The organism is Haladaptatus sp. R4, from assembly GCF_001625445.1.
Taxonomy (GTDB): domain Archaea; phylum Halobacteriota; class Halobacteria; order Halobacteriales; family Haladaptataceae; genus Haladaptatus.
On sequence record NZ_LWHG01000029.1, the window covers coordinates 263,828 to 284,412 of the forward strand.

The 20,585-nt window shown below is 60.6% G+C and carries 17 protein-coding genes and 2 pseudogenes; 7 read left to right on the top strand and 12 right to left on the bottom strand.

Annotation, left to right across the window (positions count from 1 at the left end):
* Window positions 1-76 precede the first annotated feature (76 nt).
* Both A4G99_RS28910 and A4G99_RS28915 read right to left on the bottom strand, forming a co-directional pair.
* Window positions 77-886, bottom strand: a complete 810-nt coding sequence (locus A4G99_RS28910; protein ID WP_255359130.1) for a hypothetical protein — start codon at window positions 884-886, stop codon at window positions 77-79.
* The gene (locus A4G99_RS28915) at window positions 883-1,503 is read right to left on the bottom strand and encodes a hypothetical protein (RefSeq protein WP_255359131.1); all 621 of its coding nucleotides are present in this window, start codon (window positions 1,501-1,503) and stop codon (window positions 883-885) included. Before A4G99_RS28915 ends, A4G99_RS28910 begins: the two co-directional genes overlap by 4 nt.
* Before the next feature lie 630 nt (window positions 1,504-2,133).
* Here A4G99_RS28915 and A4G99_RS24530 point away from each other — a divergent pair.
* Window positions 2,134-2,859 (top strand): lamin tail domain-containing protein, encoded by a 726-nt coding sequence (locus A4G99_RS24530; RefSeq protein ID WP_082837920.1) that lies wholly within the window; start codon window positions 2,134-2,136, stop codon window positions 2,857-2,859.
* Between the two features lie 90 nt (window positions 2,860-2,949).
* Here A4G99_RS24530 and A4G99_RS18930 read toward each other — a convergent pair whose 3' ends face one another.
* The 9 genes and pseudogenes from A4G99_RS18930 to A4G99_RS18965 form a co-directional block, all read right to left on the bottom strand.
* Window positions 2,950-5,004 carry an ABC transporter ATP-binding protein gene (locus A4G99_RS18930; RefSeq protein WP_066147130.1) on the bottom strand — a complete coding sequence of 685 codons (2,055 nt, stop codon included), beginning with the start codon at window positions 5,002-5,004 and terminating at the stop codon, window positions 2,950-2,952.
* A complete protein-coding gene (locus tag A4G99_RS18935) occupies window positions 5,001-5,912 on the bottom strand; it encodes an ABC transporter permease (RefSeq protein WP_066147131.1) in 912 nt (303 codons plus the stop codon). The genes A4G99_RS18930 and A4G99_RS18935 overlap by 4 nt, the downstream gene beginning before the upstream one ends.
* A complete protein-coding gene (locus A4G99_RS18940) occupies window positions 5,912-6,904 on the bottom strand; it encodes an ABC transporter permease (protein WP_066147133.1) in 993 nt (330 codons plus the stop codon). Before A4G99_RS18940 ends, A4G99_RS18935 begins: the two co-directional genes overlap by 1 nt.
* Window positions 6,897-7,040 carry a hypothetical protein gene (locus tag A4G99_RS26130; protein WP_190303812.1) on the bottom strand — a complete coding sequence of 48 codons (144 nt, stop codon included), beginning with the start codon at window positions 7,038-7,040 and terminating at the stop codon, window positions 6,897-6,899. The genes A4G99_RS18940 and A4G99_RS26130 overlap by 8 nt, the downstream gene beginning before the upstream one ends.
* 6 nt (window positions 7,041-7,046) lie before the next feature.
* Window positions 7,047-8,984: an ABC transporter substrate-binding protein gene (locus A4G99_RS18945; protein ID WP_190303813.1), complete on the bottom strand. Its 1,938-nt coding sequence runs from the start codon at window positions 8,982-8,984 to the stop codon at window positions 7,047-7,049.
* 112 nt (window positions 8,985-9,096) lie between these two features.
* A pseudogene (locus A4G99_RS18950) lies at window positions 9,097-9,760 on the bottom strand (helix-turn-helix domain-containing protein).
* A gap of 231 nt (window positions 9,761-9,991) precedes the next feature.
* Window positions 9,992-10,786: an ATP-binding cassette domain-containing protein gene (locus A4G99_RS18955; protein WP_082837922.1), complete on the bottom strand. Its 795-nt coding sequence runs from the start codon at window positions 10,784-10,786 to the stop codon at window positions 9,992-9,994.
* Window positions 10,787-10,788: 2 nt separating this feature from the next.
* Entirely contained in the window at window positions 10,789-11,799 is a 1,011-nt protein-coding gene (locus A4G99_RS18960) for an ABC transporter permease (RefSeq protein WP_066147136.1), read from the bottom strand.
* Between the two features lie 9 nt (window positions 11,800-11,808).
* Window positions 11,809-12,945, bottom strand: a complete 1,137-nt coding sequence (locus A4G99_RS18965) for a sugar ABC transporter substrate-binding protein (RefSeq protein WP_190303814.1) — start codon at window positions 12,943-12,945, stop codon at window positions 11,809-11,811.
* Between the two features lie 211 nt (window positions 12,946-13,156).
* Between A4G99_RS18965 and A4G99_RS18970 the strand changes: the two genes are divergently transcribed.
* Genes A4G99_RS18970 through A4G99_RS18980 form a run of 3 tightly spaced genes read left to right on the top strand, consistent with a single transcriptional unit; the run spans window position 13,157 to window position 15,575 of the window.
* Complete coding sequence (locus A4G99_RS18970; protein WP_066147138.1) at window positions 13,157-14,389, top strand: ABC transporter substrate-binding protein; 1,233 nt, start codon at window positions 13,157-13,159, stop codon at window positions 14,387-14,389.
* Between the two features lie 2 nt (window positions 14,390-14,391).
* The gene (locus A4G99_RS18975; RefSeq protein WP_066147140.1) at window positions 14,392-14,652 is read left to right on the top strand and encodes a hypothetical protein; all 261 of its coding nucleotides are present in this window, start codon (window positions 14,392-14,394) and stop codon (window positions 14,650-14,652) included.
* A gap of 44 nt (window positions 14,653-14,696) precedes the next feature.
* The gene (locus A4G99_RS18980) at window positions 14,697-15,575 is read left to right on the top strand and encodes an SMP-30/gluconolactonase/LRE family protein (protein ID WP_066147142.1); all 879 of its coding nucleotides are present in this window, start codon (window positions 14,697-14,699) and stop codon (window positions 15,573-15,575) included.
* Between the two features lie 70 nt (window positions 15,576-15,645).
* Here the strand turns inward: A4G99_RS18980 and A4G99_RS18985 are convergent, their stop codons facing one another.
* Window positions 15,646-16,671 (bottom strand): aldo/keto reductase, encoded by a 1,026-nt coding sequence (locus A4G99_RS18985; protein ID WP_066147144.1) that lies wholly within the window; start codon window positions 16,669-16,671, stop codon window positions 15,646-15,648.
* A gap of 213 nt (window positions 16,672-16,884) precedes the next feature.
* On the opposite strand from A4G99_RS18985, the gene mgtA reads away from it, so the two are divergent.
* The 3 genes and pseudogenes from mgtA to A4G99_RS27605 all read left to right on the top strand — a co-directional run bounded on the left by mgtA (window position 16,885) and on the right by A4G99_RS27605 (window position 20,551).
* Window positions 16,885-19,464 carry a magnesium-translocating P-type ATPase gene (mgtA, locus tag A4G99_RS18990; RefSeq protein ID WP_223301998.1) on the top strand — a complete coding sequence of 860 codons (2,580 nt, stop codon included), beginning with the start codon at window positions 16,885-16,887 and terminating at the stop codon, window positions 19,462-19,464.
* Between the two features lie 129 nt (window positions 19,465-19,593).
* Window positions 19,594-20,163, top strand: a pseudogene (locus A4G99_RS29945) (Gfo/Idh/MocA family protein); the annotation flags it as partial.
* A gap of 103 nt (window positions 20,164-20,266) precedes the next feature.
* Complete coding sequence (locus tag A4G99_RS27605; RefSeq protein WP_223302042.1) at window positions 20,267-20,551, top strand: hypothetical protein; 285 nt, start codon at window positions 20,267-20,269, stop codon at window positions 20,549-20,551.
* Window positions 20,552-20,585 lie beyond the last annotated feature (34 nt).

The following is a 20,585-nucleotide window of genomic DNA, read 5'->3' on the forward strand; positions in this document are numbered from 1 at the left end:
GCCCGGTGCTAACCGCGTCGATTGGGAGACTCTCCGCACCGGTTGGTAGGTCCTCCCCGGGAGCGTTCCGAGGAGATCAGTTGACCGGCGTCGTCCGGGAGGATTGACCGATGACGACCTGTCCGGCGACCAGTACCAGCACCGCGATACCGACGCCGAGGATGGTCGCTGGCACGCCCAGTAGTGTGCCTCCCGTTAGCTTCGTGCCGATGCCGAATATCGCCCCGAGAACCATCGAGGAGAGGATGACTCGGCCGTCGATTCCCCGCCAGTACAGCGCGACGTACACTGGAACCAGGAGTCCGGTGGTCAGCAGTACCGCCCTGAAATCGTACAGGTCGAAGATCGATCCGGGCGGGGACGCGCTGATAGCCGTCGCGAGAAGTCCGAATCCGATGGTGGCGGCCCTCGAAATTTTCAGTTGATGGGCGTCGGACGTGTCCGGGTTGAAGTAGTCGTAGATGTCCCGCGTGAGCGTCACACCGATGGAGTGTAACCGGGTGTCGGTCGTCGAGAGGATGGCGCTCATGATTCCGAGGATGACGATGGTTCCCAACGTGGTGGGGAGAACCCGCATGATGAGAACGGGAAACGCCCGGTCCGTATTCGAGACGGTTATCCCGGCGTTGTGGAGCGCGACGCCGGTTGCGGCACCGAGGAGCGACGTGACGACGAGGAACATCGCGATGATGACGCCACCGGCGGCGATGTGGAACTTCGTCGTTTCGATGTCCTTCGTCGCGTTGATGCGGATGATGACGTTCTGGCCCGTGAAGATGGTCCCGAAGAAGGCGACGATTGAACTCACGATGGTGATCAGGGTGTACGATCCACCGCCGAGCGGTGTAACGTTGGAGGGGTCGATGGCGGCGAACTGTTGGTTCATCGCCGTGAGACGCCCAGATCCGTGACGAGGTACACCACCGCGGCCGTCATCAGCGCGACCATGACGGTTCCCTGAAGGAGGTCGGTCCACGCGACGCTCACCAACCCGCCGAGCACCGTGTAGACGATGAAGACGAGACCGATCACCCACACCATGTACTCGTACGGAACGCCGGTGATTTCGGTCACCAACACGCTCGCGCCGACGAGTTGAATGACGAGATACACCCACGCGTTACTCAACAGGAGAAAACCGGTGACGGGACGGGCGTACTGTCGTCCGGTGACGTTCGCGACGATGTCCGAGAGGGTCACCTTGTTCAACTCCCGTATCTTGTGCGAGACGAAATAGAGGCCGCTCATGCCGAGTGCGAGTCCGAAGTTCACGCCGACCATGATGGCGTAGCCCGTCTTCGAAAACTCGCCGATGACGCCGATAGCGGCGACGGCGCTGAAGAAGTTCGCGACGAGCGACCACGTCGCGAGCCACTTCCCGAGGTTTCGGCCGTACACCCAGAAATCGTCCTTCGTGTTCGTTTTCAGGTATCCCCACGCGCCGATAGCGAGGACGATGAGGAGGTAGAGAACGAACGCGGCGAGATACGTTCGATTCACCATCAGTCGGTCCCCCCGCGAATGGTGTCCGAGAACGGTTTCCCCATCACTTTGTGGACGACAACGTAATGGATCGCTCCCAAACTACCCGCGAGGAGCGTTGCGATTATCATTACAAACGTCGTGGTTGGAAGGCCGATTACAGTCATGATTTCGTCCAGTTTTCACGTCTCCTTGCGGTTTTTCCGCCGAATTGTCGTCAAGGAGTGCTACTCGTTAGCGAGTATCCCAGAGATACTTATGAATGTTGGCCAATTAAAAATAAAGTCGTTTGAGTATGGATTTGATCGTGAAGTCTCCACTGGGCAGTCACGCTGAGCGTGGGAACCGCTCTCCTCACGATGATCCATAGCCGGTGGCCACGACGGTTATCGGAATCAACTAGCGTTATTGAGAACAATTTTGGCAGAAAAGAATCATATCTGAATCCTGATCTCGGATCACATCGTCCCACTCGGGGCGTCAAACGAGTTTTAGCTTCGGACAGCGGCTTCCGGAGGTAATTAAACGACAGATTCAGTACCGTTTTAGAATCAAATCGTTGTTATTCGTGATGCTAGTTTTCGATAATCTATCGAAATCCCAATCAGGCACAAAGTATTTGCCGGGATACTGCAATCGATTGACTGGATTATGGATAGCAATCGTCGAAAGGTACTGGCAGGAGTGGGAACGCTGACGGCGCTCGGTCTCGGCACGACGCAGGTGTTGGGCCAATCGGGAGCCGGAACATCGGAGGATCAAAACGAGGGCGACGGCCACGACGATGCGCTCGGTCCGGCGGTGAGTTTCAAACATTCGGACCCCGAGTACGAGTTCGTCGTCTTCGGCAACGACGGCAGCGAGACCTACGACGCGTCCGGGTACTGGGTCGACTTCGAATACGGGAACGACGACGTCGATCAGCGTCGGCAACTCCCGGAAGGGAGCACCATCGATCCCGGTATGTACCTCTACGTGGCGACCGGTGCCGTCGATGACGAGAAGATCAATCCCGGAGATAACAACTTCGTGGAGTTCGATTACGATCACGACGTGATCGCCGACGACGGTTCGGACGTCATCGCGTTACTCGATGCGGATGGTACCGTGGTGGCGTCGTCGGACTACGACGCCGCCCCGATAGGATCGAATTCCGAAGATGGGTCGAGTGACGATTCGTCCGACGACACGCAATCCGGTGACGAGAATCAGGCGGGAGACGACACGCAATCGGATGACGACGAGCAGTCGGGTAACGACGGTGGATCCGATGGAAGCGAAGACACCGAAGATAACGAATCCGGAAAATCCGACGACTCCGACGGCTCGGACTCGAAGGACTCGTCCTCGGGCGAAGATTCCGAAGACGGCTGCTAAGGCGACCGACAGACGACTTTTTGTTTCGCTCGTAACCGAGCAGGTGTGCGTATCGAATCCCGATGAAGGAGGAAAGCGGATAGCCGGACGTCAGTCGGACGAGGAGGGTTGGTCGATCAGTTCTCCTTCGACCGGGAAGAGACACGCCGCGGAGTGGTCGTCGTCTCCCGTCGTATCGACGTCGGGGTCCGTGGATCGGCACTCCTCGCGGGCTTTCGGACACCGTGGTGCGAAGACGCAACCCGACGGGAGGTCGATGGGGTTCGGCGGTTCCCCGTCGAGCGTGACCCGGTCGCGGTCGGTGGACGGGTCCTTCTCCGGCGTCGCCGAGAGCAACCGTTCCGTGTAGGGGTGCAGCGGTTCATCGACGACGCGTTCGGTGTCGCCGATTTCGACGATTCGGCCCAGATACATGATCGCCAGTTGGTCCGAGACCTGCGCGAGACTCGCCAAGTCGTGTGAGATGTAGATGATCCCGATGTCCTCCTCGTCCGCGAGCGAGCGGAGGAGGTTGAGCAGGTTGACTTTCAGCGAGACGTCGAGCATCGACGCCGGTTCGTCACAGACCAGGAAGTCGGGGTCGAGCACCAGCGCCCGAGCGATGGCGACGCGTTGGCGCTGTCCCCCCGAGAGTTCGTGCGGATACTGGTCGAGGAACTTCGAGGGGGGCGTCAGTCCGACCCGTTCCAGCGTCTCGCGGACCACGGATTCGCGGTCGCCCGGGTTTCGGTCGTGGATCGTGAGCGGTTCGCTCACGAGCTTCCAGACGGTCATCCGCGGATTGAGCGAGTCGAAGGGGTCCTGAAAGACGATCTGTGCCTTTTCGCGAAACCGCTTCATTTCGCCGCTCTGGTACTCCGACGCCGACTTGCCGTCGAACAGTATCTCGCCGCCGGTCGGCTCTTCGAGGAGCGCGACCGTCTCGCCGAGCGTCGATTTCCCGCAGCCGCTCTCACCGGCAATGCCGAGAATCTCCGACCGTGAGACCGAGAACGAAACGCCGTCCACGGCCCGGACTTTGGGCGGTTCGTTCCCCCGGAATTTATCCATCAGCGGTTGGCTCTGTGCGTAGTGTTTCTCCAGGTCGGAAACCGAGAGGATGACGTCCCGCTCCGTCCGTGTCTCGTCCTCGGCCGTTTCGACGCCCCACGTCTCGGGACGGCGGGCTTCACGTCGAATCTGTGCGGCGCGCTCGACGTGGTGACAGGCCGAGCGTTGGTTTCGATTCGGCAGGTACACGAACTCCGGGTGGGACGCTTCGCAGGTCTCGTCGGCGAACGGGCACCGCTCGACGAACGCACATCCGGTCTGCGGCGTGGCCAAGTCGGGCGGTGAGCCAGGGATGGACACCGCGTCCTCCGTCCCGGATTCTATCTCCGGGAAGGAGTTCTTCAGCCCCATCGTGTACGGGTTCGTCGGATTGATGAGCACGTTGCCCGTGCTCCCCTGTTCCATCACCTTCCCCCCGTAGAGTATCGAGAGTTCGTCGCAGGTCTCGGCGATGACGCCGATTTCGTGCGTGATGAGCAACAGCGAGCTATCGACGCGCTCTTGAATGTCGAGAATCGTCTCGATGATCTTGTCTTGGACGATGACGTCCAACCCGGTCGTTGGCTCGTCGGCGATGATGAGGTCCGGTTCGAGCGCAAGCGCCATGGCGATGGTCACCCGCTGTCGCATCCCGCCGCTGAACTCGTGGGGGTAATCGTCGATTCGGTTCGGGTCGAGACCGACCAGATCGAACAGTTCTCGCACCCTCTCGCGGGCGTTCGGCTTCGAGACGTTCCGGTGTTTCTGAATCGCCTGCCGGATCTGTGCACCGGTCGTCATAACGGGGTCGAGGGCGTCCATCGCGCTCTGTGGGATGTAGGCTATCTCCTCCCAGAGGACGTCCCGCCGTTCCTGTTCGGAGAGCGAAAGCAAGTCCCGGCCTTTGTACAGGACTTCGCCACCGGTGACGGAGCCGTTGTCGGGAAGCAAGCCGAGGACGGCTTCCGCCGCCGTCGACTTGCCGGACCCGCTCTCGCCCGCGAGGCCGTAGTTCACACCTTCGTCAACGGTGAACGAGACGCCGTTGACGGCGTGGATCGATCCCTTCTGCGTTCGGTACTCGACTTCGAGGTCGGTTATCTCCAAGAGCGTCATTTGTCTGATTGAATTTCGGGGTTGATGACTTCCTCGTACGCGCGGCCGATGAGGAACACTGCGGTCGTGACGGCGGCGATGCCGACGGCCGGTGGGACGACCCACCACCAGGCGACTCGGATCGCGCCGGATTCGAACACCATCCTGAGCATCCGCCCCCAACTCGTCGAGGTCGGGTCGCCGAAGCCCAGGAACGCCAGACTCGCCTGCGAGGCGATTGCCCACGCGACGCCGTAGGCCACGTAGAGGAACCCGATGGGGAGGACGTTCGGCGCGACGTGGACGAACATCGTCCGCAGGTGACCGGCACCGCTCGCCCGCGCCGAGCGGACGAACGTCTGCTCGCGGACCGAGAGGACTTCCGCCCGAACGACGCGGGCGGGCATCTTCCAGAGAAAGAGGACGATGATCGCCGTGATGAGCCAGATAGAGGGCGTCACGAACGTCAACAGCAACAACGCCATCGGCATGAACGGGAGCGAGAACGTGAGGTCGGTCAACCGCATCAGGAGTTCGTCGACCCACCCGCCGAAGTAGCCGCTGACGAGGCCGATCAGAAACCCGAGCGCGCCGGTGCCGACGCCGCCGATCAGACCCACGATGAGCGTCGGTCGTGCGCCCGCCAGGAACTGGCTGAGCACGTCCTTGCCGAACTCGGTGGTTCCGAACGGGGCCGCCGCGTTCGGCGACGCCAACCGCATTATCTCGCCGTTCTTCGTGTGCACGTCCGAGATGATCGGGTCGTGCGGCGCGAGATACGGTCCGAACAGACCCAGGAAGACGAACGCGCCGAGGATTATCATCCCCGCGAGCGCGAGGCGGTCCCGGGCGAGGAACAGGAGTTGGGACTGGATTTGGCTGGCTCTGTTCGAGAGGCGGGTGCGATACGAGACGGATTCGGTGCTCATCAGGCGGCACCTCCGGTGGCCGAAACAGTCGGGTCGAAGTAGGCGTAGAGGAGGTCAGCGACGAGGTTCATGACGATGACCGCGAGCGCCATGATGAACACGGCCGCCTGGACCAACGGATAGTCCTGTTGCTGGATGGCGAGCACGAGTTCCCGTCCGATACCCGGCCACCCGAAGACGACTTCGAGGAGGATGAGTCCCTGAAAGATCATCCCGAGTCGAAGCGCGAAGTAGGTCAGTATCGGAAGCATCGAGTTCCGACCAGCGCGGAGGAGTTGTTCGAACTCGGACAACCCCTTCGCCCGGTGCAGTTTGAGGAACTCGGACCCCTGTTTCTCGACGACGCCGTTTCGCGCCAGGAGAAGAAAATCGCCGCTGTAGTAGAGGACGGCGACGGTGAACGGGAGGACGTAGTGGTGAAGGAAATCGACGGAGAGATAGGTCGCGCCTAACCCGTCGGGCGTCGCCGTGATGTCGCGCATGCCGAACGCGGGGGTGAGGTCCAACGTGTAGGAAAAGAGGATGATGAAGAGGATGGCGGTGATGAACACCGGGGTCGAGCGGAGCGCCGTCGTCGTGAGGATACTCCCCGTTTCGAGCGCCGAACCGCGGTTCCACCCGGCGACCATTCCCAAGAGGGAACTCAAGACGGCCGTCGTTATCAGCGCCGGAACGAGCAGGACGAGCGTGTTCGCCAGTTTCGGAGCGAGGATATCCCACACCGGCCGACTCTGCAGGATGGAGTAGCCGAACTGGAACGTGAGCAGGTTCCGAAGGTAGAGCAGATACTGCTGCCAGAGCGGCTTGTCGAGGCCGTACAACGCCATGATCCGGTGAGCCTGTGCCTCGTTCAGATTGCCGGTGGTGATCAGCGACTCGAACGGACTGCCCGGGAGCATTCGCAGGACGACGAAAATCACCGTGACGGCGACGAGCGTGAGCACCGCCGCGATGCCGATTCGCTTCAGGAACACCCGTCGGAAGTCACTCATCGCGCTGCCTCCGGTGGGAAGCGGTCCGCCGGTCGTGCGGTCGATTCACGTCGTCCTCGGGCATCGAAACCCGAGTCGAGACGGGGTGGGAACGGTCGGTTTTCACCGTCGTCGTGGTCGAAAGGGTTCGTGTCATGTGTTTTTATGCTGTGGTCGTGTTCGTTTCGTCCGAGAAGTCGGGTTGGCCGAGTTCCGTCCGGCGTTCGTGCGTCTTTCCGGGTTTGGTTCGTTCGACGAACGCTTCCCAAGCCTTCCCGTTCGGAAAGTGCATCACGCCGTCGTCATCCCAGATGTAACCCGCTCGTTCCAGGATTCTCCGCGCGCGCTTCGGATCGTACTCGTAGTGTTTGACGCCCGTTGCGTGCCACTTCGTCAGTTCCGAAATGTAGTTCTCGCCGTCCGGAACCGTCGCCTCGCCGAGCAGCACGTCGTCGACAAACTGTTTTTTGGGGAGTGATTTTGCGAGGGCGACGCGGAACTCCTTGTCCCGAATCAGCGGGTTCGAGTGCATGAGTTTCACGGCGACAGGGGCGAAGTTCTTCGTCGACATCCGTTCGATGTGGGCCGAGTTCGCGGCCCGGTCGGCTTGGGTGTTCGAGAGCGTCGTCCCGATGGCGTCGAGTTCCTCGTTTTTCAGCGCGCCGATCATCGCGTCGATGTTCCCGACGTTGATCCAGACCACGCGCTCGATTCCCGGACCGCTCACGGCAACGTCACCGAGGTGGTTCCGCCGCCACTCGTCGTCGAACATCCAGTGGCCGTCGTTGCGCGAGACGGCGAATCGGGTTCCTTGATCCCAATCCTCGAATTCGAACGGGCCGGTTCCGACGGGGGAGCCCGGATTGTGCTGCGACGGCGTTTCGATGTCCTTCCAGCGGTGTTTCGGAACGATGATGCTCCGGACCATGCGCTGGTCGTGAACGAAGCGTCGGGGCGTTTCAGTTCGAACCGGACCCGCGAGTTCGAGAGTTTCTCCACCGACTCGATTGGCTCGTAAAACGTCCCCTGACTCGTCGACGTCTTCTCGATGTAGAGGTTCGTCGAGGAAGACGACGTCGTCGGCGCTGAACGGTTTCCCGTCGTGCCACTCGACGCCGTCTCGAAGCGAGACTTCGACGGTGGTGTCGCCGGTGAACTCGGCGCTCGTCGCCAATCCGGGGATCACTTCGAGCGACGGGGACGCGTCGAACAGTCCGTCGTAGATGAACTTGAGACGCGCCTCCTCGGCCCCACCGGCGGACCAGGGGAGGTTGAGCGAGTTCATCGAGGTCGAAACCCCCTTCACGTACGTCCGCTCGTTCGTTTTCGGTTGGAGGTTCACCTCCGTCCACTGGAACGAATCGCCCGTCGGCCCGTTTCCGGGCGTCGGAACGTATCCCTTCCACTTGTCGGTGTTGACCGCCGTGATCACGTTCGGAAACAGCGTGATTATGTCGCCGACGTCCTCGCCGAACAGCCGCTGAACCTTCGAAACCAGCTTCTTGCGCTTTTCCTCTTCGCCGGTCATCTGGCGCTGTTTTTCGAGGAGCCGATTGATCCGGTCGTCCCAATAGTTCGTGTAGTTCGAGGAGTTCTCCTCGTACAACCGCATCAGGAACGGGTTCGGGTCGAGTCCGCGCTGCGGGTCCGGACCCTGCGAACTCATCGAAATCATGTTTTCGAGCCCGCCGGTCTCCCAACTCTGTGCGTACAGTTGGTTGAGCGGCCGGTCGATGAGCGTCATCGGGGCTCCCAAATCGCCGAGCGCGCGCCGAAACATCAGCGCGTGTTCGCGCATCCAGGGGTCGTCCTCGCTCGAATATTCGACCGTGATCGGATCGAGCCGTGCACCTGCCGATGCCGTGTACTCCATTCCAGGTGCGTCGGCGTCGATGGTCGGCCAATCGTGCCAGTACCGTGTTTCGACCGAGCGCGGGACGCCCGAAGGGACGTTCGCCGCGATGGATTCCCCGGCGTTGCCGTTACACCCAGCTAACGACCCGACTGCGGCCGTCGTAGCGAGAGCGGAAGAGAGATATCTCCTGCGTGAGAGCGTCCCCTCCTGACCGTTTGCCTCTGTTGATCTCCCATGTTCTTCCATGGACATTGGTGCTCTATATACTCTTGATTCATGGTCCTATGTCCGAAGGGGTCCGATATGGATTTTTCTTTATATGGGGTATGAAGTTATGGCGAAAGTTCGATCACGATATTCAGCCGTCGGCATCCGACGAGGTCGGACCGAAGAGTAGTGAGACGAGATTCCGTTCGGCTCGTCGGAGCCGTTCGCTGAAACTCGATTGGCTGACGCCGATGCGGTCCGCGACGTCCGTCGCGGAGGTCCGTCGCGGGACGTCGAAATATCCCATCTCGTACGCGGTTTCGAGCGTCTGGAGCTGTTCGTCGGAGAGTTTCGAGAGGACGGTGGCCGTCAATCGGCCGCTATCGAGCGGTTCGCCGATGGTATCGACCTGCGTGACGCTCTCCAACCCGAACGTTCCGAGTTTGTGTTCGATATCGTCGCCCAACGCCCTGAACTGCTCCCAGTCGCGGACGGTCGCGACGACCGTGATTTGATCGTTGGCGAGGACGATTCGGTTCGGAATCGCTTCGTTCCTGAGGACGAGTCCGAGTATCGATGGATACGGTTCCTCGCGGTGATGATCGCCGCTCGGACTGAATCCCCATCGGCCCGGTCGGAAGCGGGGAGCGGTTGAAGATACTGACGCCGGAGATGGCTTCACAGATACTCGAAAAATCGAACGAATCGGTCGCCGAGACGGTGAGCGACTCGATCCACGTTCCGTCCTCGATGTAAAATGCGTTGTCGAGTTCGACGCTCCGAACACCGTCGATCAGATCTCCGAGGTGTTCTATGACACCGGTCGGTCGTGTTCGGAATTCCACTCGCAGCATCGTATCCGGCATCCAGTGCGCGAGGATATAAGTTACTATCATTCGCGGATTTGTCTTCTCCTCGACACCGTCGAACTATTGCCGGTTCCTGACCGGTACGACCGAGGAAAAACCGATATCGGACGGCGGGTGTGGTCGGCAGACCGGGTGGCACACGACGGGAACGATGTCCATCGAAAACGGATTTATTTCTCAGTCACCCGACGACGCCGTTCCGGCGATCATCAGTTCGGTAAGCGTCTCGACGTCGGTATCGGTCGTGGATTCGACTTCGACCAGTTCTCCCTGATAGAGAACCGCGATACGGTCGGCGTACTCCATGACCGTCTCCAAGCTATGGCTGACGATGATGATGGTGTGGCCGTCCTGTTGCAACCGCCGAATCGTTTCGTAGACGAGTTCGGTCGCATCGACCGAGAGTGCGCTGGTCGGTTCGTCGAGGATGATGACGTCGGGGTCGAACGCGAGCGCGCGTCCCACCGCGACGAGTTGCCGCTGGCCGCCGGAGAGGAACTCCACCTCGGTTTCCGCGTCGATGTTGCGGCCGAGCAGGTCCGACATGATGTGGTCGGCGCGTTCGTACGTCTCCTCCCAATCGATGACGCTGAGCGGTCCGACGCCACGCTTCGGGAACTGCCCCATGAAGATGTTCGTGGCGACGTCGAGGTCGTTCATCAGGGCCAGATCCTGATACACGGTTTCGATCCCGGTTTCCCGAGCGTCGTTGGGGTTGGAGAACGACACCGGTTCGCCGTCGAAGTACAACTGACCGGCCGTCGGTTCGTGCACGCCGCACAGCACGTTCATCATGGTCGACTTTCCGGCACCGTTGTCGCCGACGAGCGCGAAGATTTGGTCCTCGTACACGTCGAGGTCGATGTCTTCGAGCGCGACGATGCGGCCGAAGCGCTTCTCCACGCCTTCCAACCGCATTTTCACGTCCGGTTCCGCCGTCGTTCGGGTCGTTTCGTTGGGGTTCGCGTTCATGGTCAGGCGCTTGCCGCGAGGATGCGGTTTCGAATGCTTTCTTGCGTGTTGTACAGGAGGATGGCGACGAGCAGGACGAATCCGTTGACGACCTGCACTTGCGTCGCCGGAACGCCGCTGATGTTCAGGGCCGCCTGAATCACGCCGAGCAGGAGGACGCCGCCGAGCGCGCCCGAAATCTTTCCTCGGCCACCGAACAGGCTGATGCCGCCGATCACCGCCGCGGCGAACGCCGGGAACACCTGCCCTTCCCCGATGAGCGGCGGAACGACGCCGGTGTAGCCGGTGCTCATCAGTCCGGCGAGTCCGGCGAGAACCCCGCTAATCGCGTAAACGGCGATGGTGATGTGGTCGGTGTTGACGCCGACGGCGCGCGCCGAATCCTTGTCGCTCCCCAGTGCGTACACCTCCTGTCCGAACTCGGTGTACTTCATCGCGTAGCCGACGATGACGAAGGCGACGAGGGTGAGCAGGATGGCGAGGTTGGGGATCGAACCGGGAACGAGGTACCCCTTGGGAACGGGGACCGGCTGTGTGTTGAGCGCGGTTTTCGCGCCCTCAAGGATGATGAGCGTCGAGAGGGTCTGCAGGAAGGGGTTGATACCGAGTTTACTGATCATCGCGCCGTTGAACACGCCGATCAGTCCCCCGACGACGAGGATGATGACGAAGCCGAGCGCCGGACTACCGACGACGCCCCAACAACTCGGGCAGTTTCCGAGCAACATCCCGGTGAACATGGCCGAGAAGCCCATTATCGCCCCGACCGAGAGGTCGAAGTGACCCGAGAGGAGACAGATGCTCTCCCCGAGGACGAGCAGTCCGATGGGAACCGCCTGCCACAGGATCAACTGGACCGAGATGATGTTCCGAAACGTGTTCGGAACGAGCACTGCCACGCAGACGACGACGAGGAGCAGGATCGGCCAGATCATGTACTCCAGCAACGTGAGGACGAGGTCCTCGGAATCGTCGGCGAACCGCCCGAGGAACCCGCTGGTTGATGTGCTCATGGATCTCGATCAACCCCAAATATTTCCCCAGAGGTAGGGTTTGTCGGCGTTTTCCTGCGTGATGACGATGCTGTTCGTCTGGAACCACGGATGACCGTTCTGCTTTTTGATTGACGCAGGACTCCAGATCGGCTTCTTCCACAGGTCCACGCCCTTGTGCTTGTGCGGTTTGATCTGAACGTCGCTCTTGGAGACCTTCTTTCCGACGCTCGGCAGCGCGTCATCGCCGTTTTCGATGTACTGACGCATGTACTCGATGGCGATGGGCATGTAGAAGTAGTTGGGTTGGTCGACGGCGGCGTCGATGTATCCCTTCTTGACGAGGGGGTTGACCTGCGGGCTTCCGTCCATCTGCGTGAGGACGATGTGGCCCTTCTCCCCCTTCTTTTTCAGCTTTCCGACCTGTTCGACGGCCGTCTTCACGCCGAGTCCCATCGAGAGGTTACCGGAGTAGATACCGTCGACGCTCCCGTTCGAGTTGAGCCACTGACTTACCTTGTTCTTCGCGATGTCCTGTGCGAACTCCGCGTTGATGGTGTCAGCGACTTCGATCTTGTCGTTTTTCTTCACGGCGTCGAGGAACCCTTGACTGCGCTGGTCCGCGGATTGGTTCCCCTGTACGCCGCGAACGTTCAGCACGCGCCATTTGTCCTTGTCGCCTTTCTGTTTTTGCAGCGCCTTGATCATCTGTTCGCCGGATTTCTGCCCGCCTGCGGTGTTGCTGAACCCGACGTACAGTTTGGCCTTCGAACTCGCCGTGTCCGCGTTGGCGGTGAACACCGGAACGCCCTGTTTCTCCGCGAAGTCGATGGCGGATTTGATGGTACCGGTCGACCAGATGCTCGCGAGGATGCCGTCGTATCCCTGATTCGCGAACTGGCGGATGTCCGATGCCTGCTTGTTGGCACTCTGTTGGTTCGGGACGATATCGACTTCGATCCCCTGATCCTTGCAGTAGAACTCCGCGGCTTGCTTGAACGCGGTAATCCAGGAACCGCCGCGAACGTACATCGAGATACCGAGTTTGTTCAGTTCGCCGCTCCGGGGACCGCTACTCGTGCTGAAAAATCCCGAACAACCGGCGAGGCCCGAGAGGGTGGCCACACCGGTGCCGGCGATGTATCGTCTTCTGGTTACGGATGGCATCATTAACGATGTGGGAGGGATGGTTATAACCTTAATTATAAATATATGAATAGTATAATATACAATATAATATCTAGAAGTAAAGTGTGATTTAAACGGAGGGTTTCACAGTCGCCGTTCTATCCACGCGACGGAGAGCCTCACCAAACGTTCGTTTTAGGCTGACCAAAAAATCGAAACTGCTTTAGTGTTTTAGGCGAGCCTAAAAAACATGCCACAAGGCGGCGACACACGCGATACACCGACACGACGGGACTACCTCAAAGGCGGCGGCGCAGTCATCGGGGGCGGCCTGCTCGCCGGGTGTTCCGGCAGTAAATCCGAAACGACCACGACGCAGAAGACCGGTACCGACTCCACGACGACAACCGAAACGGAATCGGAGACGAAGACGTCCGAGAACGGATCGTACTCTGTGACGATGTCCCCCGTAGGGACCGTCGAGTTCGACGCCGTCCCGAAGAAGATATTCACCCGGTTGTCACACCACACCGGCATGGCGTTCGCGCTCGGCCGCGGCGACGACGTCAACGCCGTCAACGGACCGGAGTACTACGACACGACGTGGAACCAGTTCACACCTCGTCTCCCGGGCGTTTCGGTGGACTGGTCGGATTTGTACCCGTCGTGGGAAGTGAGCAAGGAGAAACTCTACGCACTCGACAGCGACGTTCACTTGGCCGACCCCGCGTCGGTGATTCAACTCGACAATTGGAACATGAAGGACATCGACGAAATCGCCGACAACATCGCGCCGTGGTTCGGCAATTCGTTAAGCGCGCGCGAGCAGAAGGTGACTTCCGAGTGGACCGGCGATTATCAGTACTACACCCTGTGGGAGCAGTTCGAGAAGGTCGCAAAGGTGTTCCGCGAGGAGAAGCGCTACGAGGCGCTCGCCAGCGTTCACGACGACCTCCTCGCAACGATACGAGACGGTCTCCCGCCGAAGGACGACCGTCCGAGCGTGGCGATGATCACCGCCGGAGACGTGACGAAGCAGATCTGGGCGTATCCGGTCGTCAGTCAGGGATTCCTGACGGCGCACACGCGACCGCTACGGCCCAAGGACGCGTTCGGTGGATCGGTCGATTCCGGGGCGACGGTCGACTTGGAAGCGATGTTGGAGGCGAATCCGGACGTGATACTGTTCCTCGGCGGGATGCAGCCGGACGTGAGCATGAACGACCTCCGCTCGACGCTCGAATCCGATCCCGTCGCCGCGAAGATTTCCGCGGTCGAGAACGGCCACGTCTACCCGCAAGGGGCGCGTTATCAGGGGCCGATCCTGAACCTCTTCCAGTTGGAGATGAGCGCCAAGCAGTTCTACCCCGACCAGTTCGGCGAATGGTCCACCTCCGACGGCGGACCGTATCCCGAATTCCCGGAGGACGAACAACTGTTCGACCGTCAAGAAGTCGCGGATATCATCAAGGGGAACTTCTAACGATGGTCGACGAAACCGCCCGAGTCGCCGGGAAGGAGAATCGAAACCGTCGTCGGAGTGACCTCGGGACGTCCCCGGCGTCACCGTACGACGAGTGGTCCGACGAGCGATTGGTCGATGGGTACCGACGCAATAGCCTCCTCCTCCGGGAGTACGGTGTCGACGACCGGACGATACGGGCCCTTTGTGCCATCGAGGAACGCCTTCGCGCTCGCGACATCGACCCGGACCGAATCGTCGAAGGATTGGATAACCGACGGTAACGCCCGCATCAAATTTTATCTGGCACACCGACGAAACGGAACGCATGCCCGAACCGACGCGCGTCGCGGATACGCACAATCACACCGGCGAAGGACCGCTCTGGCACCCGGACGAAAACCGCCTCTACTGGCTCGATATCCCGAACGGCGAGTTGCTTCGATACGACCCGGCGACGGACGAGCACGAACGGTGCTACGAGGCGGACGCCATCGGCGGGTTCACCATCCAAAAGGACGGGTCGTTGCTGCTGTTCGAGGACGCCGGGAAGGTCGAAATCTGGCGCGACGGTACGACGGAGACCGTCATCGAGGAGATACCGGAAGAACGCGACACGCGCTTCAACGACGTGATCGCCGACCCGGAAGGACGGGTGTTCTGCGGCACGATGCCGACCGACGACCGACTCGGTAGCCTGTATCGACTCGACCCCGACGGGACGATTACGAAGGTGCTCGACGGGTTGCAGATTCCGAACGGGATGGGATTCACCCCGGACCGCTCAAGATTGTATTTCAACGAGACCGAGGCGGAGTCGGTGTATCGGTTCGAGTACGACGCGGAGACGGGGGAGATTTCGAACCGGGACGTGTTCGTCGATACGGAAGACGAAGAAGGAAGCCCCGACGGGATGACCGTCGATGCGGACGGGTACGTTTGGACCGCCTACTGGAACGGAGGGTGTCTCGTCCGCTACACGCCGGACGGCGAAGAAGATCGACGTATCGACTTTCCCGCGCGGAAGGTCTCCTGCGTGACGTTCGGCGGCGAGGGATACGAGGACGCGTACGTCACGACCGCTCTCGGTCCGGGTGAGGGCGAAGCGGGATTGCGGGAGGAAGAAGGCGACGGAGCGGGTGCTCTGTTTCGGTTCTCGCCCGGCGTCGCCGGTCGTCCGGAATTCCGCTCGGACGTCTCCCCGTGAGAAATCACTGTAGGAAGTCACGTGGGCAGTCACTGTAGGCAGCCACCGTAAGCAGATACCGTAAGTACGGTCAGTGCCCCCAGAGCGTGTCGTCGTCCTTGTATCGGGCGTCCATGATACGGTCCCACAGTTCCCCGGAAAGGTCGATGTCACATGCCGCGACGTTCTCGTCCAACTGCTCGGGCGTGCGTGCGCCGATGATCGGAACACAGGTGAAGTCGTCGTGGTCCATCAACCACCGAAGCGACACCTGTGCAGGCGTCGCATCCACCTCGTCCGCGACCGATCGAATCTCGTCGAGCACTTTCCACCCGCGCTCGGAGACGTAATAGTCGCCGAACAGGTCGTCGAAATCCCCGCGGGCATCGTCGGGGCCTTTCACCGCCTTCGGGTCGTCCGGGTCCGCGCGTTCGTATTTTCCGGTCAGGAACCCACCCGCGAGCGGGGAGTACGGACAGACGGCGATGTCTTGGTCCGCACAGACGTCGAGGAAATCGGCGACGTCCGTGTAGTAGCCCGCGTGGTGGAGGGGTTGGGTCACGTCGAAGCGCTCGAAACCGTTCACGTCGGATTTCCAGAGCGACTTCGTGAGTTGCCACGCCGCCATCGTGGACGCACCGAGGTAGTTCACTTTCCCGTCCTCGACGAGTTCCGTCAGCGTCGCGAGCGTCTCCTCGATGGGGGTCTCGTCGTCCCAGCGGTGGATGTAGTACAGGTCGAGGTAGTCCGTGCCGAGGCGGTCGAGCGTGCCCTCTATCTGGGCGCGGATGTGTTTGCGCGAGAGTCCCGAGTCGTTCGGTCCCGGTTCGCCCCAACCGTCGAACGGGAAGTACACCTTCGAGGCGATGACGAAGTCCTCCCGGTCGTGGTCGGCGAGCCATTCCCCGATGTACTCCTCGCTCCTGCCGTTCGGGGTGCCGTACACGTTTGCGGTATCGATGAAGTTGATACCGTTCTCCCACGCGGCGTCGAGCAGTTCGTGTGCTTCCTCACGGTCCGTTTCGAGGACGTCGCCGGTGCGTTTCCCGAACCGCCACGTGCCGAAACAGAGTTCGGAGACTTTCGTACCCGTCGAACCGAGCGTTCGATAGTTCATCTACCTGTCGGTACGGATAGCGACGGAAAATAACTTACCGGCCACGAGGACCACGTTCGAAGAGAAGGGTCAACACGACCCGTCGAATACGACGACGAAGGCGTTCACATCGAGACGTTCACATCGAGACGTTCGCATCGAACCGTCCGTACGCGAAATCGGTGGTGTCGGGTACGCAAAATCGATGGCGTTGAATCGTCGGGCGGACATTTATTGAAACGGACATCGTACGCCGATTCGGAATTTCGAACGGCGTTCGTCGAACACTACATGCAACGCGAACTATCATTCTGGAGCGAATCGGTCGACGACTTGTTTGCCGAGCTGGATACGACGCGGGCCGGTCTCTCGACGGAAACCGCACGCCAGCGGTTGGAAGCGTACGGATACAATCGGTTCCAACGAAAAGAACGGCTCTCGGTAGTTCGATTGTTCGCTCGCCAGTTCAAGAGTGCGATCGTCCTCTTGCTCCTGTTTGCGGCCGTCCTCTCGTTTCTGCTCGGCGAGAGAACGGAGACGTGGATCATCTTCGCGATCGTCCTTCTGAGCGGACTACTGGGGTTCTGGCAGGAGTACAACGCGACGAACGCGGTCGAGGAGTTGCTCTCGCTCGTCGAAGTCGAAGCGGAGGTCGTTCGGGACGGGGAACCGAGCGCGGTCAAGATCGACGACGTCGTTCCGGGCGACATCACCCGTCTCAACGCTGGCGATACGATTCCGGGGGACTGCAGGCTCCTCGAAGCGGAAAGCCTGCACGTCAACGAAGCCGTGTTAACGGGGGAGACGTTCCCCGTCGAGAAAACGCCCGGGACCGTTTCCCCGACGGCACCGATCGCCGACCGGACGAACTCGTTGTTCATGGGGACGCACGTCGTGAGCGGTGAAGCGACGGCCGTCGTCGTTCGAACCGGCGAGAGGACGGAGTTGGGCCAAATCTCGGAGCGGCTACAGTATCGACCGCCGGAAACGGATTTCGAACGCGGTATCAGGCACTTCGGCCACCTGCTGTTGGAGGTGACGTTGCTGCTGGTGCTCGCCATCTTCGCCATCAACGTCTACTTCCAACGGCCGATTTTCGATTCGTTTCTCTTCGCCCTCGCGCTCGCAGTCGGGTTGACCCCACAACTGTTGCCAGCGATCATCACCATCAACCTCGCCAGCGGGGCGAGAGACATGGCGACGGAGAACGTCATCGTCAAGCAACCATCCGCCATCGAGAACTTCGGCAGTATGGACGTGTTCTGTGCGGACAAGACGGGCACGCTCACCGAGGGGACGATTCGGGTGCACTCCGCGATCGATATCGACGGAAACGAGAGTGAGCGCACCTTTCTCCACGCGTATCTGAACTCGTCGTACGAAAGCGGCTTCGAGAATCCGATCGACGAAGCGGTCCGGGAAGCCGACGACATCGACACGACGCCGTATCGAAAGCTCGGCGAGGTGCCGTACGATTTCACGCGCAAACGCCTCAGCGTCCTGCTCGCGGATCGGGACGAATCGCGGTTGATAACGAAAGGGGCGGTCGAAAACGTCCTCGACGTCTGTACGACGGCGGAAACGGCATCCGGGGACGCCGTTCCCATTTCAGAAGCCGAACCGTCGATTCGGGACGAGTTCGAAGCGGCGAGCGAGGACGGGTTTCGAGTGCTCGGCGTCGCAACGCGAACATGGGAGGAAAAACGGCAGGTCACCCGGGCGGACGAGGCGGGGGTGACCTTTCTCGGACTGCTCCTACTGGAGGACCCACCGAAAGACGGCATCGCGGAGACGGTGCGCGATCTCGAATCGCTCGGTGTCGGACTCAAGATCATTTCCGGGGACAACAGATACGTGGTCCACCACGTCGGTGAACTCGTCGGGTTGGCGGACGAACGGCAGGTCCTGACTGGAACGGATATCGCCGGGATGAGCGACGACGCGCTCCGTGCACGGATCGACCGGGTCAACCTCTTCGCGGAAGTCGAACCGAGCCAGAAAGAACGGATCATCGTCGCGTTGCAGGATCAGGGTCACGTGGTCGGCTATCTGGGTGACGGTATCAACGACGCGCCGTCGCTTCGCGCGGCCGATGCCGGGATTTCGGTCGATAGCGCCGTCGACGTGGCAAAGGAGGCGGCGAACATCGTGCTTCTCGAACGGAATCTGTCCGTCCTCGTCGACGGTATTCGATCGGGACGACGGACGTTCATGAACACCCTGAAGTACATCTTTCTCACCACGAGCGCGAACTTCGGCAACATGTTCAGCATGGCGGGTGCGTCGCTCTTCTTGCCGTTCCTTCCCCTCCTGCCGGTTCAGATACTGCTCATCAACCTCCTTTCGGACCTGCCAGCGATCACGATTTCGACGGACACGGTCGATAGCGAATGGGTCGATACTCCCCGTCGATGGAACATCTCGTTTATCCGGGATTTCATGGTCACGTTCGGAACCGTCAGTTCCGTCTTCGATTTCTTCACGTTCGGCGTGCTACTGATCGGTCTTCGAGCGACCGTCACGGAGTTTCGGACCGGATGGTTCGTGTTCTCCGTCCTCACGGAGGTGCTGATGGTCCTCCTGATCCGAACCCGAAAACCGATTTTCGAGAGTCGCCCGAGCGGACCGCTCGTCGTCGCCTCGCTCGCAATCGCGCTCCTGACCCCGCTCTTTCCGATGCTATTCATCGGTCGGGTGTTCGACTTCACGCCGCTGACGATACCCCTCTTCGTGGCGTTGCTCGGCCTCTTGGTCGGCTATCTGCTCACGATCGAAGTCGTGAAGCGGGTTTTCTATCGACATATCTCGCTCTGAGATTTCTCATCGCTCGGAATCCCGCCACACGTTTTTACACGACCGCGGTGTGTGAGAGTCATGGTCGTACGGATGGGAGGGATAGGAATCGGGGGAATCGGCCAACTGGAGTTGAATTTGGCAGCGGGGATGGACGACGTCACCATCGTTGCTGGCGCGGATACAGCGACGGGGGCGCGTGCCGTGTTCGAATCCGAGTTCGATGCGCCCGGGTACGAGGACTACCGAACGCTTCTCGACGAGCATGGCGGGGAGTTGGACGGGATGGTGATCGCGACGCCGCACGCCTATCACTACGAGCAAGCGACCGCTTGCTTGGAGGCGGGAATCGACGTTTTACTGGAAAAACCGATGACGACCGACGTACGGGATGCCGTCGATCTGGTGGAAACGGCACGACGACACGACCGTGTCCTCAAAGTCGGGTACCAGCGCCACTTTCATCCCGTCTTTCAGATGATTCGCCACCTCATCGCCAGCGACCGTATCGGGAATGTCCACACCGTCGCGTGTTACATCGGGCAAAACTGGTTCTCCTCACATCGAGGGTCGTGGCGGGTCGATCCGTCGCTATCGGGTGGTGGACAGCTATACGACACCGGTTCACACCTCCTCGACGCGCTCCTGTGGGTGACGAACGGGATTCCGGAGACAGCAACCGCGTCCATCGAGTTCGCCAAGCCGGACATCGACGTGAATGCGGCGCTCACGACACGACTGCGACTGGACGGGAGGACGGCGATAGCGAGTATCACCGTGACGGGGGATGGCGTCGAGATGGACCCGCGCGAGGGGTACGTCGGTGTGGGGGACTCGCGGCGGTGTGGTGTACACCGGAGACTACCTGTACATCGAACACAAGGGGGCGACCAGATACACGGTACCGACGGGGACGAAGTCGAACTTCGATATCGCGACGAGACGGAAGGTGGCGGACTTCGTCACCGCCATCGGCGACGGCGAACGACCGGTCGTCCCGGACGAGGCCGTCCACGTCACTGCGCTGACGGAGGCGGCATACATGGCCGCCGCCGAAGAGCGAACCGTCGACGTTCAGCGTCTGGTTTCCGAGGCGAAACAAGCGTGAACCGGTGGGTTCGAAGGGGGAAAAGCGGTTCCGG